The sequence below is a fragment of the Neobacillus cucumis genome, assembly GCF_016908975.1.
GTDB classification, from domain to species: Bacteria; Bacillota; Bacilli; order Bacillales; family Cytobacillaceae; genus Neobacillus; species Neobacillus cucumis.
On sequence record NZ_JAFBEX010000016.1, the window covers coordinates 84,010 to 102,158 of the forward strand.

Consider the following 18,149-nt stretch of genomic DNA (forward strand, 5'->3'; position numbering starts at 1 on the left):
ACAACAGAGGCAGCTTAATATTTTCTTAAATTATTGGGATTCTTGCAAATAAGCAGCTAGTGCTTCTTTCCAATCACGAAGAGGAGTTAGACCTTGCTCTTCGATTTTCTTCTTACTTAATACAGAATAGGCCGGACGTTTCGCTGGACGAGGGAATTGATCCGTTGTCAATGGATTGACTGTCACATCAAGACCTGCTTGCTTAAAGATTTCAACAGCAAATTCATACCAAGAGCAAACTCCGCCATTTGTCGCATGATAAATTCCGTATTTTTCTGTTTCCATTAACTCAACCATAAACTTGGCTAAATCAACAGTATAGGTCGGAGAACCCACTTGATCATGGACGACCCCTACTTCACCGCGCTCTTTGCCAAGGCGGATCATCGTTTTTACAAAATTATTTCCATAGATACCAAAGACCCATGCTGTACGTACGATAAAAAATCGGTCTAAATGCTTTTGTAAAAGCTGTTCCCCGGCTAATTTGGTTCGGCCATATGCCCCTAATGGACTTGTTGGCTGATCTGTTTCATAGGGCTCTGAAGCAGTACCATCAAATACATAATCGGTGCTGACATAAAGCAGTTTAGCGCCCACTTGCTTGGCTGCTTTCGCCAAGTTTTCAGTACCTGAAGCGTTAATTCGATAGGCGGTCTCTTCATCAGTTTCTGCTGCATCCACGTTGGTGTAAGCAGCACAATGAAGAATCACATCCGGCTTTATTTCACTAATATAGCTCCGTACATCCTCTTCAATGGTAATATCTAACTGCCCGCGATCGGCTCCAAAAGCATGATGATTACGGCTAGCTAATTCTCTTAGAACATCCTTGCCTAATTGTCCAGCTGCACCCGTTACAACGACCCTCATTACTCTACCCCTAATCTGTCGCCGTATTGCTTTTTCACATAATCTTGATAATCGCCAGAAATGATGTTTTCCCACCACTCTTGGTTATTTAAATACCAATTGATGGTCTGCTCAATCCCTGTATCGAAATTATATTTTGGTGACCATCCTAGTTCTTCCCGTAATTTGGTTGCATCAATCGCATAGCGGCGATCATGGCCTGGACGGTCCGTTACAAACTTCATTAAAGATTCTGGCTTGTTTAAATGTTTTAAGATCGTTTTAACGATTTCAATATTCGTACGTTCATTATTTCCACCCACATTATAGACCTCACCAACACGACCATTATGAAGCACAAGGTCAATTGCCTGGCAGTGGTCTTCCACATGAAGCCAATCACGAATATTTAAGCCATCACCATAAATAGGAAGTTCCTTATCATGTAAGGCATTAATAATCATTAATGGGATTAACTTCTCCGGGAAATGGAATGGTCCATAGTTGTTGGAACAACGAGTAATGTTCACAGGCAGACCAAATGTTTCGTGGTACGCACGAACAAGCAAGTCAGCGCCCGCTTTACTTGCACTATAAGGACTATTGGCTGCTAATGGCGTTTCTTCTGTAAAGTAGCCCGTTTCACCTAAAGTACCGTAAACTTCATCTGTTGATACTTGCAGGTATTTCGTTACACCAAAAGTTTTAGCAGCATCAAGTAATGCTAAAGTTCCCTGAATATTGGTTTGTACAAAGATTCCTGGGTCGGTAATACTTCTGTCTACATGAGACTCTGCCGCAAAGTTGATAACATAATCAAATTTTTCTTCTTCAAATAAACCATGAATAAACTCACGGTCTGCAATGTCACCACGAACGAACTTATAATTAGAAGCATCCTCGATGTCCTTTAAGTTCTCAAGATTTCCTGCATATGTTAATAAATCTAAATTGACAATCATATAATTGGGATATTTATTGACCATATAGCGGACGAAGTTACTACCGATAAAACCGGCTCCGCCTGTTACTAGTAATTTCATTATTGTCCTCCTATTCTTCGTACACAAAATTTAAATGAGTTGCTTCGCTGAGTGTTGGATGCTTTGTGTCTTTTTCCGAAAGAATCGGATTGGCTGCCGGCCAATCGATCGCTAATTCTGGATCATTCCAAAGGATTCCGCCATCATGTTCAGGTGAGTAATTTTCATCCACTTTGTATGCGACTGTGGTGTCAGGCACCAAGGTGCAAAAACCATGGGCAAAGCCTTTCGGCACTAGAAGCTGGCGTTTGTTATATTCACTTAAGATGACACCAACCCACTGTCCATATGTAGGTGAACCTTTACGAATATCAACAGCGACATCATAGATCGCTCCGGTTACACAACGAACCACTTTTGTTTGTGCCTTTGGATTTAGTTGAAAATGAAGACCGCGCAATGTGCCTACAGGTGCAGACAATGACTGGTTGTCCTGTACAAAGTCATAATGCAAGCCTAACTTCTCAAATAATTCTTTATTATAGCTTTCCATAAAATAGCCACGATGATCGCCAAACACCTTTGGTTCTAAAATCTTTACATCGGGAATTTTAGTTTCAATAATATTCATTTTGATTACCTCACTTACGATTTACTTTCCTTGACTGGCAATTTTAAGCAAATATTGACCGTATTGATTTTTCGTTAATGGCTCAGCAAGCTCAAGCAGCTTTTCTTTCGTTATATAACCCATTTTATAGGCGATTTCTTCCAAGCAGGCAATTTTTAATGATTGTCTTTTTTCCACTGTTTCGATGAATTGTGACGCTTCTAAAAGGGAAGCATGTGTACCAGTATCTAGCCAAGCATAGCCGCGCCCTAAAAGTTCTACACTGAGCTCGCCCATTTCTAGGTATGCTTTATTAATATCGGTAATTTCTAACTCACCGCGCGGGGAAGGTTGAATACTTTTGGCAATATCCACCACACGATTATCGTAAAAATAAAGACCTGTAACTGCGTAGTTGGATTTTGGAACTTCTGGTTTTTCTTCAATTGAGACGGCTTTGCCATTGTCATCAAATTCAACCACACCGAAGCGTTCCGGATCGTTGACATAATAACCGAACACCGTTGCGCCTGTTTCCCGGGCTGATGCTTTTCGGAGAAGATCGGTTAATCCATGTCCATAAAAAATATTATCGCCTAGGACTAATGCGACATTGTCATCACCAATAAATTCATCACCTAAAATAAAGGCCTGTGCTAATCCACCCGGATGCGGCTGGATTTTATATGTAAAGTTCATTCCTAAATCAGAACCGTCCCCTAAAATTTGTTCAAAACGGGAAATATCTTCTGGTGTAGAGATAATCATGATGTCCTTGATACCAGCTAACATTAATACGGATAACGGATAATAAATCATGGGTTTGTCATACACAGGCAGTAATTGTTTCGAGACTACCTTTGTTAACGGGTAAAGTCTTGTCCCACTGCCACCCGCAAGAATAATACCTTTCATTGTTACAACACCTCGTCCATAAATTTTTCTACCAGCAAAATACTCCTCCCCCATTATAAAGAAGGGGCAAATAAAAGGAATAGTCATTATAAAAATGTAACATAAAAGTAATGCGAAAAGCGGAAGCGCCTGTTTAACAACGTATGGACTGGAGCCCATCGACTGAGATAAAGGAAACACGAAGAGCGTGAGCTTTTTCGTGTTGACTTATCGTAGGGAGATGAGCGAAGTACACTAGTCGCTAGGCACTCCATTTCTCAAAGTAAAAGTATATATTTTTATTCAGGGAAATGCTAACGTTTATACCCAGCAATCGCAGATATTGTTCGGATACGGCCCTTTAACTGCGTCATGAGGGACCGTTTCTTCATCCCCGTGACATTACCGCCATGACGGACATATTTAACGAGCGGTGTATCGAGAAAGACGATTTTCTTTTTTTCTAGCATACACACGAGGGCGATCCATTGATCATGCATTTCAATCTCAGCAGGAAATGGCAGGATCAAGGGAACTAATTCTTTTTTAAATGCCATAAAGGCCCCAGTATAGGCGTTTTTTAAAATATTCCCAACTATTCCTTGGTTTATGTTGTTGCGATTAAAATCATTCCAAGACTGATGGATGATTTGTAGACTTCCATCCACCACATAGGCATCATGCACCACTAGTACAGCCTCTTGCTCTCTAAAAGCCGCTAATACATTCGCAATCTTTTTGTCTTCCCACACATCGTCCTGGTCACATAGAAAAAGGATATCTCCTTTCGCCAAAGATATCGCCTTTTCAAAGCTTTTAATAGGACCTGAATTTCTTTCATTCACAATTACCTGTACCCGATCGCCATAGTGGTCTTTGATGACCTGAACTGTATTGTCTTTGGAACAATCATCGACGACAATGACTTCATCTTGTGAATTTAATTGTTTCAGAACGCTGTCCAGCTGCCGAATCACAAACTGTTCTCCATTATAGGTCGCCATACAAACCGATAACATATGAATTAACTCCTTTTCCTATTTCAAAAGCCTGCTTAATGTATACATGGCAATTTTTTTGTTTTTCACCAATAATACTTGTTTCAGAAATCTCATGACCAGCTGTTTTCGATAGGATGGATAAAGGTCCATTTTATAATTTTGATAAAACTTGATTTCTGAGTCCAGTATACTTTGGTAACGGCCTAACGAAACCTGGCTATAATCCATGACCGATAATTCATGTTCAAGGACTGCCTTTAAGACCCAGACCTTCCGACTCTTCGTAAAGATTTCATGGAATAACCAATGATCAAGATAATCCAAGCGGAAGTCTTTATTAAATCCCCCAAGCTGTTTTAAAAACTCTACCCTAATAACGGAAGCAGAATTAATCGCCATGACCGGTTCAAGCTGCAGTCCTGCCTCTGGCTGTTCCCCCTGTAACGGGCGAAGGTACCGGCTAAATACGGGCGAAATCATGGTACCATTACTACTAATTTTAGGGACCACGGCCACCACATCCGCGTCTAATCCCTGTAAGCAATTCAGTTCACGAACGTACTCATTCGTTAACTGCGTATCGTGATCGAGCAGGAGCAGCCAGTCGCTGCCATTTTTCAAGGCGCTCGATAAGGCAAAATTGTAAGCAACAGCAATCCCTAGATTACGCGGGTCATGGACATACTGAATCGGAACCCCTCCGTGATCATCAGGATGAAAGGACTGCTGTTCTGGACTATTGTCGTAAATAATAAACTCCAGTTCATGTTCATGCTGCGAAAATAGTGTGTTCTTTACCGTTTGAAAGGTTTTACTTTCTTCCACAGTTTGTTTATAGAGGACCATGACAGCCGTTACTTTCATTCGATTACCTCATTTTTCGATAAGTTCTTTTTTTGCTGTGAAACAATTAAAAGAACAAGGAAGAAACAGATTCCAATTGGATTATTGATAAATGGATTAATATTTGTCAATAATAACACACCCATAAAGGCCGCCAATAACGATATCTCCAGGGTAGATAACTTATGCCCTTTTTTATAAGCTATATAGAAATTAAAGTAAATAATTAAAAATAAGAACATCCAGGTACCTAATCCGATTAATCCTTGCTCCACTAAGATATCAAGGAAACTCATTTCTATCCCGTTGATTCTTCCCGCTATGGTTGTTCCATATCCCGTTCCAAACACAAGGTTAACAGGATGAACTAAAATGTCTTTTGAAGCCACAATAAATTCCATGCGGTGGTTCACACTGATATCATTTACTTGGGTTTGTTCTTGAGCTGCCCCCGCATCTTGCTGTACATTTTTAGCAGGCTCAACGGTTACCACTTCAAAACGTGCAAGCGTCATGTATTTATACATAAAGGGTACTGCGATCACGACAAGGATTAAAATCGTGAATTTCTTAATAAATTGCTTGTTATGAATTAGTTTTTGCAGCTTCTGGACCAGTCCCTTGATGGGGTCAACCAGAACCTTCACATCTAATACAATAATCATAAATACACTTAGCATAAAGGCTAATAAAAATCCTCGCGTCTCAGACCATAGTACAGAAATAGAACCAAAGATTACGAGTGCAATACTAAGCTTGCTTTTACTCTTGTTGAATAGATCATTTAAAGCAATCACGAGTCCAATTAACACATAGAAATGACTTTTATAAAACACACTATTACTCGGTCTAAAGAATAAATCGCCGGTAAATACTCGATTTAAAAAGTCATAAAACGGCTTAAAATTAGCTCCGACAAAGACGGTCTTTCCAAGTAAGGAAATTATAATCGTAAAAAGTGCAACAGCTAATGCAGAATATTTTAAGATGGTGATAATCCTGCCAAGGGAAAAACGTTCCTTTGAGATATAATAGGCTAATGGAAAATACACTGCAAAGTAAGACACTCGTAAAAAATCTTTCACAATAGCTCCAAGCGGATGTCCATTTAAAACGCCAATGGCGCTGCTTACCACAAACCAGATAAGCAATAAATAAGCCCCTATGGTCACCGGATTAAAGCGAATAAAGGTATTCACTTCTTTATTAAGAATCGCTTTTTCTTTTACAATGCGAACCACGTACACGAAAATCAGGAGTAAAAACAAGACTTGCCGAATGGATAAAACTCCAAAATCAATTAGCCTGCCCCCTCCACCTACAAACACTTCTATAAAAAAAATCGTCAACAACATTTTTTCAAACTTGTTCATGAAAATAACCCTCTCCTACTACCTCGGCCAAAGAATGCGACCGGGGGTGCTGGCATTTTTTTTATTTTTATCTAAACTAAATAAGATTTCTCTTCACAAATTCATAAAGATTTTTCCATTTCCCTCAGAATTCGGCATTAAAACAAACGCCATCCCCATTTATTAAAGTATTTATACATTGATTGCATAAAAATCTTAAATAATCTCGAGTTTTTATGTGCTCCTCTTTCGTAATAATGGACCACTTGGGAAAAAGGAGTAAACACAATTCTTCGATTGCGTTTTTTTAGTTCTAAGCAGAGATCATAATCTTCAAAATACATAAAATACCGGTCGTCAAAACCGCCTACTTCTTTAAAATCCTGCCCCCTTAATAACATAAAGCAACCGGAACCAATGCGAATATCGACATCCCGATCATTGGGGATATCTCTTAGTTCATAGGAAGCTAACCGCTTATGAAACATTTTTTTGACAAATTGAAAAGGGATAAAGCGGAGTGCATAGTCAAATACCGACACACGATCCCGCATCAAATGCTGAACACTTCCATCCGAATTCAATACCTGCGGCACTAATAGCCCAATGCTTGGATTTTGTTCCATCTTATCGATCATTTTCTGCAGGTCATCTTTCTTTAGGACAATATCTGGATTAAAGACCAAAAAGTACTTTTCATTTGCCTGTAATAGGTTGTAATTGTGGCCAAAACCAAAGCCGTTATTTTCATGAAAAAAGGTAATCTCTGCAAAATCCATGTATTCACGTAGCTGCTGTTTATAGTCTTCATTTGAGTTGTTATCAAAGATGACAAATCGATAGTTTGGATCATCGCCAAATTCTGTTTTTAAGTTATTTAACACGTCAAAGATATGTTTACTATTGTACGTTACAATACTAATTGCAACTTTTGCGTTAGACACTAGTTTTCACACACTTTCATTTCATAATTTTAGGGTCTGTGGTTGATTTCCGCTCAATCAATAGAGCCTAATTTTAATGTCAATGCTAACATTTTTTACGTTTAAAATCATAGTGATAAAAGTAATAATACAAGAATTCGACAATTTTCTACACAAAGCCTATTTCTTTGGTTTTTACCAAAGGTAAATTATATCAGCTTTTTATCGAAACTTGTACTTTTATGAGGGATTTTTTTATTATTAGTTGAACTTATTGTGGTTCGATATTATAATATCCCTTAGTATTTCTTTTTACATCAATACCTTTCAGAAGGGAATCATATAATGAATAGAACTAGATCTAACCTAAAGCAGGGTAAGAGAAAGAGAAGGAAAGTTAGATGGCTTCGTGTTTCTATGTTTCTCCTCTTTATTCTTCTAGTTGCCGGTGGTTCTTATGCTTATAGCGTTTATCATAATGTAGCCTTAGCCGTCAGTAAAATGACGTCACCACTTACAAGAGAACTTTCCGCCAAACGGGAAAAACAGGTGGAATTTAATCATTCGGATCCCATCTCTATTTTATTGGTTGGGGTGGATGAACGAAAAGGCGACAGTGGACGAACAGACTCTATGATTGTGGCAACGATTAATCCTAAAACTAAATCTACCAAACTTGTAAGTATCCCACGTGACACCAGAACGTTGTTAATAAATAGCAATTCAACTAAAAAGCGCGTTACGAAAATTAATGCTGCCTATGCCTATGGCGGGATTGAAGAAACAATTGATACAGTTGAGAATTTCTTAGATATTCCGATTGACTATTATGTCAAAGTAAATATGGAAAGCTTCAAAGATATTGTCGATGCGGTTGGCGGAATTGATGTTAATAATAAATATGCCTTCGAATTAGATGGTGTTTCCCTTAAAACAGGAAAGCAGCATTTAGATGGTATCCAGGCTCTTGAATATGCCCGTATGAGACACCAAGATCCATTAGGTGACTTCGGACGTCAACAGCGACAACGGGAAGTTATTTCGAAAATTATTGCAAAAGGAAAGTCATTTTCAACTATTACGAAATACAATGATATCCTAAATACTCTTGAAAAAAATATTAAAACAAATCTTACGCTCGATGACATGATTGGCATTCAATCAACCTATAAGCCAGCGGCAGAGAAAATGGTAAGTATTCAAGTGGACGGAGAAGGTAAGACTATTAACGGCATTTGGTACTACCTAGTGGATGATGCAACTCGACAAAAAATTTCAGACCAACTGCGCGAGCAACTTGGTTTAGCAAAAGACACAGTATCGAATTTAGATCAGTATTCATATGAATGATAAGAAAAGCGCAAGCGCCTTGGTAAGCCCCGACAAGCATAAGCCGCTCCCAAAAAGAAGGCGTTTTTTGCCTTCATTTTGGGAGTGGCTGTAGACCATCGAGGGGCTAGGCGCTGGAGCTAGACAAAAAGTCCTTTAGGTTTTGAACCTAAAGGATTTTTTCATAGAATTCAAAAGTATAAATTTTGACTTCGAGAAATGTCTAGCTCCAGGCGCCATCGGCTCGAGGTCACAAGCTTATCCAGTTGCGGCTCCTTGGGACTCGAAGTCTAAGCCACCCCCTGAAGAAGGCAAAAAGCGCCTTCCTACAGGGTGCGTCTTAGCCTAGAGTCCCAGAACAGTCGCCTCCACATTTAGATCAATCCGACCAAAAGGTTAAAGAACAACCTTTCGGCCGGCTCGTCTTGTGCTTGTCGCCGAAAGCTAAGCGCCTTGCGCTTTTCTAATTAATGAATAATTTGGCTTACGTAATCTCCTGTTACCCATCCTAAAGTGGTTGCATTTGGAAGGTATACTTGATACCAGCCATTTTGCGTAATAGGCATTCCATTGGACATAACAGCCTTTAAATAGGTTTCACTATCAAGAGTAGTCATGATCGTAGAATTCGTAGAAGCACTGCTTCGAACATTTAAGTTGGTCACGTTGCTGTCAACCTGAAGTAAATTAGCAATGTCTATGTTTTGTCCATTCAACCAGCCTTGCTTTCCATTCACATTCACTCGGTACCAATGGTAAGCTTGATAGGTACCGCTTGTAGGATCATAGTATACATCTGTATTGTATCCAAGTACCGTTACAGCTGTGTTTAGTGGAAGTGAGCTGATAATAGTTGATGTTGAGAGATATGGTAACGATCTAAAATTAACGGAAGAAGTATTCACACTAGCTGATATACCCGTTGGGAAATTGAGGATTGTATCGGTTGGGTATGGATTTCCACTTGGAATATCTCTTCCATATGATGGCGGAGGACTTCCCGTCACTCCTAACTCTGCATGATTCCAGTAGTACGAAGAATCATACTCTTTGATATCTTCCATAATGCTGGCGATACCATCTTTCCAATTTGGATCGGTAGCATAACTCTGATTCATTCCCGTTAATGTAGGACCATACGTTGAACTGTAATAAGCACCTGATGAATCAAGATAGTTGTGTCTGACTTTATAGGCTACATCATTAATACTATCTTCCACGGATGGGTAATAATACCCGCAGGTAAATGGACAAACATCAAAGGCCCCATATCCATAAAGATTATGTTTGTAGGTTAATAAATCCGAACCGCCCCAGCCTGTCTCCCATATCGTATGAGCGACTAAATATAGTGCATTCACACCATAATTATTTTGTGCATTAATAAAATATACGGCATAGTTCTTTAGCGGGCTGCTCGGGTTTTTAGCGTTTAAGTAAGCATAAATTTCACTTGCTGTAAGGTTAGCAGGGGTTTTCAAGTCCAGAACGGCATACAGATTACCATTCCCCACTGTTACCATGGTAGATATGGTATGAGTTTCGCCATTAGTTCCTGTTTCTTTAATAGCAATTGTATGCTGACCATCCTTAAATTGCTGAGTATTAAGGTTATATTGATAGCCAGAGTTGGCATTTTGATATTCAGGATAGGAGGTTTGAATATCTTTTCGTGGTAGACCATAGTCTGCTTCGTCAATCACATTTCCATCCACAAGCACTTCCACCTTGGATACCCCGCTGCTATCTAAAAGCCAGCCGCTGACAACCGTATTCCCCTTAACAGTAGTCCCATTCATTGGCGCCTCAAGCGCTCCTTTGAAAGGTACACCTTGAACAGTAAATTGACTTTTCAGCTCCGTCTTAGTTCCACTTTTTCCTGTTTCTCTCACAGTTAGCGTATGCTGCCCTTCGGTAAAGCTCTTGGTATTAAGCGTATACTGGTAACCGGCATTTGCATTGTTATAGGCTGGATACGTTTTGGCAACACTCGGACGAGGGAGTCCATACTGGGCTTGGCCAATAAGATTTCCATCGACCAACACTTCCACCTTGTCCACCCCGTTGGCATCTAAAAACCAGCCGCTGACCGTTGTACTGTCCGTTACGACAGCACCATTCTTTGGAGTTTCAAGAGCTCCCCTTACAGGTAAATTTTGTACAGTAATGACAACTTTTAGCTCTGTCATGGCTCCATTTTTTCCTGTTTCTCTAACAGTTAGTGTGTGTTGGCCATTTGATAGATTGACCGTATTTAGCGTATATTGATACCCGGCGTTGGCATTCTTATAGGCTGGATACGCCTTGGCGACATCTGCACGGAGTAGTCCGTATTGAGCTTGACCATTTAGTTTTCCATCGATCAATACTTCGACCTTCGATACACCGCTGCTATCTAAAAACCAACCGCGGACGGTTGTACTGCCATTCACCACTGCGCCATTCTTAGGCGCATCAAGAGCTGCCCGGACAGGTAAATTAACGACCGGTACCGTTTGGTTTTGGACGTTGAATACTCCTTTTAGCTCTGTCTTCACTCCCGCTTTTCCTGTTTCTCTAACAGTTAGTGTGTGTTGGCCATTCGATAGATTCGCCGTATTTAGCGTATATTGATACCCGGCATTGGCATTCTTATAGGCTGGATACGCCTTGGCGACATCCGCACGGGGTAGTCCGTATTGGGCTTGACCACTTAGTTTTCCATCGACCCATACTTCAATCTTCGATACACCGCTGCTATCTAAAAACCAACCGCGGACGGTTGTACTGCCATTCACCACTGCGCCATTCTTTGGGGCATCAAGAGCTGCCCGGACGGGTAAATTAACGACCGGGACCATTTGGTTTTGGACGTTAAATACTCCTTTAAGCTCTGTCTTCACTCCCGTTTTTCCTGTTTCTCTAACAGTTAGTGTGTGTTGGCCATTTGATAGATTCGCGGTATTTAGGGAATATTGATACCCGGCGTTAGCATTTTTATAGGCTGGAAACACCTTGGCGACATCTGTACGGGAAAGTCCGTATTGGGCTTGACCACTTAGTTTTCCATCCACAAGTACTTCCACCTTCGATACCCCACTGCCATCTAAAAACCAGCCCTTCACCACATTCACCCCTTTAAGGGTAGCATTCGGTGCTGGTGTTTCTATGTATCCTTTTGGAGATAGAACCTCTCCTGCCGCAAAAGTATTGCTGCTATGAATAATGAATAAAATAGTAAAAAAGGATGCCAACAGTACATATTCAGTTAACTTGCGTTTTATGATCTTCATCTCCCCTCTTAATTAATTAATCTATTAAAATAATATACAGATAAAATTTTACCAAAATTTACATTTACCAACAACAAAATCCGGGAGTATTTACACAAATATTACAAAGAACGACAGTAAAAAATAGGTAAATTCGACAATAAACAACCCTACCTTTCTAACTAGGCAGGGTTGTCTACGTCTATCTTTTATTAATATAGTTATAAAAATCATTCGCATTGGTCGCAATCTTTTCCGCCCATGCTTCATCGGATGCATACTGATGCCAGCTATTATCCCATCGCATATTATCAATGGTTGGCTGGTAGTATGGCAGGATTGTATCTGTATCTCCCGGTCGAATTACATATTTCTCGCTAATCCACATAGCACCTGCGACAATTCCGCCTTCTGGGGTACTGTAATTATACGCCCCTTCATCTGGGGCAGAATCGATGGCGCCAATTGCATAGAAATTATACTTGGCATTCGAAATGGCTGAGGTTCCCCAACCCGTTTCAAGTCCTGAATGGGCCAGCAGATAGACGGCATTCAGCCCGCTTTCTTCTTGAGCCTTCAAATAAGCCGCTCCCATCCCTGTCATCACTGTCTTTTTACCGCCCGTTTTATAGTTAATAAATTGATTGATTTGATCAGCCGTCACACTCGCTTTGGTATTAAGCGGTGTAAATAATCCCACTTGATTGACTGCTTTCCCTACTTTATCAAACTCATATTTTATGAGATCATATCCTGAATTTCCGCTGGTTGTGATGGCTCCCCATATCCAGCCTTTTACACCTGATGTGGTTTGAACATAGTACCATTCCGTATAAGCCGAACCCGAGGTAGTTTCATGTTTTAACACATAAACCTTTGCACCTGCTGGAATCGTGCCGATGATGGGGCCGGTGCTACTTGCTGAGTTTCTTAATGAGCGGCTTTCTTTCACAAGCCATAAATCCTGCATTAAGTTACTTTCAAGATAATCTTTGTGAACCCAGCCAATCACGCCACCCGCTGTTTGAATTTTAGCAGCATAGGATTTCTCCTCTAGTACCGTAACTAAATCTCCATAACCTAACTCTAGGTATCTAGTATAGGTTGGATTATAGAGGACACTATGAAGCCGGTAATCAGATAATTCCTCAAAGCTTCGATAGACTGGCATATCCACTTTCGAAACATACTTCATTCCTACACCGGCAAGTGAAGGAACATCCGCCGTTAAGGATATCTCTAGATTATTGCTGTCTTTTTGATTAAAAGCTCTGACTTCCACCCAGTGAATATCTTTCTCTCCAGCTTGTGCTGTATCATCGTCCTTGATCGTAATCGTCGCGGTATCCTGATTTGTCGCATCTTGCCAATGATCCAATACCAATTTCCCATCCACATACACCTGATAGGCCTCATCTGCTTGAGCGCTTAGTACGTAATCCCCAGCCGCCATTCTCTTAGCCGTCCGATAGACGGCAGAATAATTAGTGGAAGAAATGGTGTCAGGCACCGAATTATTTTCAACTAATGCCTTATTGGTTCCAGATGGAGTGATGATTTTCCCCGCTGCTGGTTTACCTGTTAAGGTTGTATTCGGATAATAATAGGCAACCCATGAGTCAAATGGAACGACATGTGAGTAAATAAAGGAATCACCGGACTGCTGGGTATAATTGGTCATGATTTGATGATTCCCTGCGGCCTGATTTACCAATGCTTTTTGGGTGAGTACCCCACTGCCATCCGTATCACTTGCTATTTCTTCATTGCCATCGACCTGCACATGTGTCGGTCCGTCTGACAAGGTTTGGAGGAAATAATCGCCCTTAGTGAGGGTTTGTGATTGATCAAGTACAGCATTAAAAATGGCCGGAAGACCATTTGGACTACCTGTTCCCCAATTATAGGTGATTTGCGGACTTTGATCATAAAATACCTGATTAGCGCTGATTTTTTCGTAATCAAACGATAAATTGGCTCCATTCGTCTTATCATAGTATTCTACCCTGATCGTATGTTTACCGCCCGTCACATACACGCCTTGACCTTTTTGGGTACCATCGTTATTGGACCAAGAATCAATAATCAATTTGTCATCCAGATAAACGCGGACACCCTCATCCGCCTTGACTTTAAACGCATAGGTACCAGTCTCTAAATCTACTTGTTTTGTAAATCTAGCAGAAAATTGATCAGTTGGAAAACCTTCGATTGGGGGAGTGGTTCCCCAATTAAAGTTAATATCTGCAAGCTTGTTTGTGGACTGATTTCCACCTATTACCGCGGGAATTCCTTCAAAGTTTGCATTTGGATAAAATTCCCCTACCCATGTATCCACAATAGAATCCTGCCAAGGTTCGAAAGCGACGTCCACATTTCCATCATATGTGTTGTCATAATATTCAACCTCAACCCAGTGAATATCTCGTTGATTAGCAGGTGCATCGGTTATGTCTGAAACCGACACTTTCACAGCCTCTTCTGATGCTCCGTTTTTCCAGTGATCCAACACAAGCTTGCCATCCACATAAATCCGAATCCCGTCATCTGCTTTTGCATGCACAATATAGTCGCCGGCTGCAATGCGCTTGGCCGTTGTATATCGTGCAGAATAATGGTCGGTTGGAATCCCTGCAGCCGGACTCCCTGCCCCAAAGTTTTCAGACAGTTTGTTCAGGCTGCCTGTTGGTTGAATAATTTTAGCAGCAGTAGGTAATCCTGACAATGTTTGATTAGGATAGTAGTAAGCCAGCCAGGAATTAAGAGGGACGATATGGGAGAAGACACCTGCGCCATACCCATCCTCAAAATATTGTGTTTTGACATCGTGCTGACCTGCTTGCACTCCAAGCCAGAGGGCTTTATCCGTTTTACCGGTGAATTTGCTCCAGCGGTCAATCAGCGTGTTCCCATCTGCTTGAACCTTCACACCATCATCGGCTAATGTCGTGACAAAATAGTCTCCCGCTTTGTAGGTTCCGGATTGATCAAAAACCGCCGTAAACGCATCCGCAGGAATCCCTTTTGCTGGACTTCCATTCCCCCAATTGTATTCCACTTTGGTACCCTTTGGAGGTGTGTATTCAGCCATGAGCTGGTAATTAACGTTAACAGAGGCAGTCCAAGTATTTTCCTTATACTCAACTCGTACCGTATGATACCCTTTGCTAACCTTTACTGGGCTTGCCTTTTCCTTAAAATCATTATTCGTCCAGGCATCCAACACTAATTGGTCATCAAGGTAGACACGCATTCCATCGTCACCAGTTGCCTTAAATAAATAGGTTCCTTCTGCAAAATATTGTCTCTTCCAAAATTTTGCGGTAAAGTGGTCAGCTGGAATAGAAGAAAGCGGAGCCCCTTGCCCCCAGTTATAGAGAAGGTCAGTGATTTTATTGAGGGAATTCTCCCCGCCCACCAACATCGGGCTGCCAAGAAAAGAATCATTTGGATAATATTCTGCCAACCAAGTATTAGTAATCGCCTGATTAAATGGTTCAATATTAAACTCGATTTTTCCGGCATTCAAGTTATCATAATATTCAACATCAATCCAATGGACGTCCTTCCCATTTGCAGGAACACCAGTAAGGTCATCGATTTTGACCTTCACTGCATTTTCACGGTATCCGCCGTTTTTCCACTGGTCAATCACTAACTTGCCATCTACATAAACGCGAACACCATCATTCGCCTTCGCACGAAAAATATAATCTCCTGCTTTTATGCGTTTTGCCGATGAATAGCGAACTGAAAAATGATCAGCTGGTACACCTGTCCCCCCACTGCCGGTTCCAAAATCCTGATAGAGTGATTGATAGGATCCGGTCGGCTGCAGGATTTTAGCTGTTTTGGGCAGACCCGACAACTGTTGGTTGGGATAATAATAAGCTACCCAAGAATCAAGCGGAACAATATGCGAAAAAACCCCAGCCTGCCAGGTGTTTTCCGTATAATTGGTCTTAATCGTATGTTGTCCGCTTTGAACACCAAGCCAAAGGGCTCTGTCGGGAGATCCTGTATAGCTGCTTGTACGATTAATCAGGTTATGTCCATCGACATTTACACTGACAGCATCATCAGCAAGTGTTTGGATAAAATAATCACCACTGGAATAATAACCAGATTGATCGAAAAGTGCCCGAAAATGATCCACCGGAAACCCAGCTGGTCCCCCAAACCCCCAGTTATATTGGACATTTTTATTAGGCGTCGGTTTATATAAAGGATTCGTGCCCGCAGCTTTTACCTCTCCTGCCGAAATCGCACCAATCAATGCAAGACTAGTCAGACCACTTCCAATATAGAGCTTTACCTTACTCGACAAACTATTATGGCCCCCTTAAAAAATGAGGCTGTGTCAATTTTCTTTAAAGTTGATTAGAGCGTAAATCAACAGTCAAGTTCAACACAGCCAAAAATTAAAATATTATATTACTAACCTATTAACTTTTATATATTATCATAGAATAATAATTTATCTCTTGCTTTTTTACTATTTCTTACAGTTATATTACAATTTTATTATGGTAAAACTACCACTAATTTCTTATTTCCATTCGCACAGATTATCTTCAGAAAAACAAAAAGGCAAACCATCATGATAATGGTTTGCCTTTTTGTTTTAACTATATGAAATTATGAACGGCGCTCTCGAATCTTCACCAAATATTTTTGTGAAAAAGTTCCTAGAAGTTTATAGACTAATGGATCCTTTACAAGCAGCAGACCCAATCCATAAACAATCCCCCCTGCAAGTAATTGCAGCAACGTAAGCAGAACAGGCGTGATCGTAATGGTCTTTCCAACAAACCATGCTGCAAGAAACACCAGCATACTTAATAGGAAATACTTCATGAAAAGCTGTAGGAAGGTTTTAAAATGAAAATAGCTTCTCGCATAATACATCTGAATAAGGGCTCCAATCGACTCCGCAACAACCAGAGCAATCGTTGTTGCTAAGCTGCCCATCGATGAAACAAGCAGTAAATTGGTAATCAAACTTAATATCGCACCAACGGTTATCGCCACTGAGTATTTATTTTGCTGATTAGTGGCGACCAATATTTGCACCCCAAATACATTCGCCAGTCCCACAAAGAAGATAACCGGACTCATGATAATCAAGTCGAGCGATACATCGAGAAAATCTTTCCCTAAAAACCAAATGACAAAATTGGGGGATATGGCCATCAACCCAAGTGTCATCGGCAGGGTAATCATTAACACAAATTGCAACGTTGTATCCGTGTATCTTTTTAACTGCTCCTGATTTCCCTTGGCAAATTCTGCTGCCATTCTCGGGAGTAGGACCGTCCCTAGCGAACTGATTACGCCAATCGCTATTTTGACGACCTTATTGGCTTGGTTATAATAACCAACTTCCACTTCCCCGGAGACATTCCCTAGGACAATTCGGTTAACCAAGACATAGACCTGAATCATTAATTGCGGTAAAAACAAAATAAGAATTGGTTTCACATGTGCTTTAAAATCAGAAAGAGATATTTTGACAAACTTTACTTCGTTCAGTAAAGGTCGCCACATGATTAGCTGTCCTACTAACAGCGTGCCTCCGTTAATGGCAACATAAAATGGCAAATCACTGTAATTTTTAATGAGAATAAAGGTTAAAATAATTCCGGCCACCTTGATAATCATGTTTCGGATGGCGATTTTCTTCATCTGTTCTTTTCCGATAAAGTACCACGAAATATCTAAACTGTACGCCAAAAGGGTCGTAATATGAATCAGAAACAGGATTTTATGGGTAGAGAACGCACCAATAAAAATAAAATAAGCGATAAAATTCAGTACCGCTACACAGGCTTGAAAACTAAAAATCGACCAGAATTCCTTTGATAAGTCATTCTGATCCTTTTGGACCGCTATTTGTCTGCTGCCATACATCGGTAAACTTAACACCGTAAACACGATGAAAAGCTGGACAATCGACAAGACATAAGCATCAATTCCGATTCCTTCAGGTTTCAGAATCCTGGATACATATGGGGTCGTAATAAACGGCGTCAGCATGAGCAGCAACTGATAAAGGACAGTAAAAATATAATTAGACATTAATTTATTCATTTAGTTTGCTAAACCCCTTTA

Annotated in this window: 12 protein-coding genes; 1 reads left to right on the forward strand and 11 read right to left on the reverse strand. The window is 40.5% G+C overall.

Annotated features, from left to right (window positions below; all coding sequences use genetic code 11):
* Positions 1-30: 30 nt before the first annotated feature.
* The 8 genes from rfbD to JOC76_RS20305 all read right to left on the reverse strand — a co-directional run bounded on the left by rfbD (position 31) and on the right by JOC76_RS20305 (position 7,479).
* Positions 31-873 (reverse strand): dTDP-4-dehydrorhamnose reductase, encoded by an 843-nt coding sequence (gene rfbD / locus JOC76_RS20270; RefSeq protein ID WP_205180599.1) that lies wholly within the window; start codon positions 871-873, stop codon positions 31-33.
* Positions 873-1,895: a dTDP-glucose 4,6-dehydratase gene (gene rfbB / locus JOC76_RS20275; protein ID WP_205180600.1), complete on the reverse strand. Its 1,023-nt coding sequence runs from the start codon at positions 1,893-1,895 to the stop codon at positions 873-875. Before rfbB ends, rfbD begins: the two co-directional genes overlap by 1 nt.
* Before the next feature lie 10 nt (positions 1,896-1,905).
* Positions 1,906-2,466: a dTDP-4-dehydrorhamnose 3,5-epimerase gene (rfbC, locus tag JOC76_RS20280; protein ID WP_205180601.1), complete on the reverse strand. Its 561-nt coding sequence runs from the start codon at positions 2,464-2,466 to the stop codon at positions 1,906-1,908.
* Positions 2,467-2,487: 21 nt separating this feature from the next.
* A complete protein-coding gene (rfbA, locus tag JOC76_RS20285) occupies positions 2,488-3,360 on the reverse strand; it encodes a glucose-1-phosphate thymidylyltransferase RfbA (protein ID WP_205180602.1) in 873 nt (290 codons plus the stop codon).
* Between the two features lie 293 nt (positions 3,361-3,653).
* The gene (locus JOC76_RS20290; RefSeq protein ID WP_205180603.1) at positions 3,654-4,358 is read right to left on the reverse strand and encodes a glycosyltransferase family 2 protein; all 705 of its coding nucleotides are present in this window, start codon (positions 4,356-4,358) and stop codon (positions 3,654-3,656) included.
* Between the two features lie 18 nt (positions 4,359-4,376).
* Positions 4,377-5,204: a glycosyltransferase gene (locus JOC76_RS20295; protein WP_205180604.1), complete on the reverse strand. Its 828-nt coding sequence runs from the start codon at positions 5,202-5,204 to the stop codon at positions 4,377-4,379.
* Positions 5,201-6,556 (reverse strand): O-antigen ligase family protein, encoded by a 1,356-nt coding sequence (locus JOC76_RS20300; protein ID WP_205180605.1) that lies wholly within the window; start codon positions 6,554-6,556, stop codon positions 5,201-5,203. Before JOC76_RS20300 ends, JOC76_RS20295 begins: the two co-directional genes overlap by 4 nt.
* A 137-nt stretch (positions 6,557-6,693) precedes the next feature.
* Positions 6,694-7,479 (reverse strand): glycosyltransferase family 2 protein, encoded by a 786-nt coding sequence (locus JOC76_RS20305; protein ID WP_205180606.1) that lies wholly within the window; start codon positions 7,477-7,479, stop codon positions 6,694-6,696.
* 324 nt (positions 7,480-7,803) lie between these two features.
* On the opposite strand from JOC76_RS20305, the gene JOC76_RS20310 reads away from it, so the two are divergent.
* Positions 7,804-8,808: an LCP family glycopolymer transferase gene (locus tag JOC76_RS20310; RefSeq protein WP_205180607.1), complete on the forward strand. Its 1,005-nt coding sequence runs from the start codon at positions 7,804-7,806 to the stop codon at positions 8,806-8,808.
* A gap of 446 nt (positions 8,809-9,254) precedes the next feature.
* On the opposite strand, the gene JOC76_RS20315 is transcribed toward JOC76_RS20310, so the two are convergent.
* The 3 genes from JOC76_RS20315 to JOC76_RS20325 form a co-directional block, all read right to left on the reverse strand.
* Positions 9,255-12,059: an Ig-like domain-containing protein gene (locus JOC76_RS20315; protein ID WP_205180608.1), complete on the reverse strand. Its 2,805-nt coding sequence runs from the start codon at positions 12,057-12,059 to the stop codon at positions 9,255-9,257.
* Between the two features lie 181 nt (positions 12,060-12,240).
* Positions 12,241-16,365, reverse strand: coding sequence for a PA14 domain-containing protein (locus JOC76_RS20320; protein ID WP_205180609.1), 4,125 nt, complete (start codon positions 16,363-16,365; stop codon positions 12,241-12,243).
* Between the two features lie 311 nt (positions 16,366-16,676).
* A complete protein-coding gene (locus JOC76_RS20325) occupies positions 16,677-18,128 on the reverse strand; it encodes a flippase (RefSeq protein WP_205180610.1) in 1,452 nt (483 codons plus the stop codon).
* Positions 18,129-18,149: the final 21 nt, after the last annotated feature.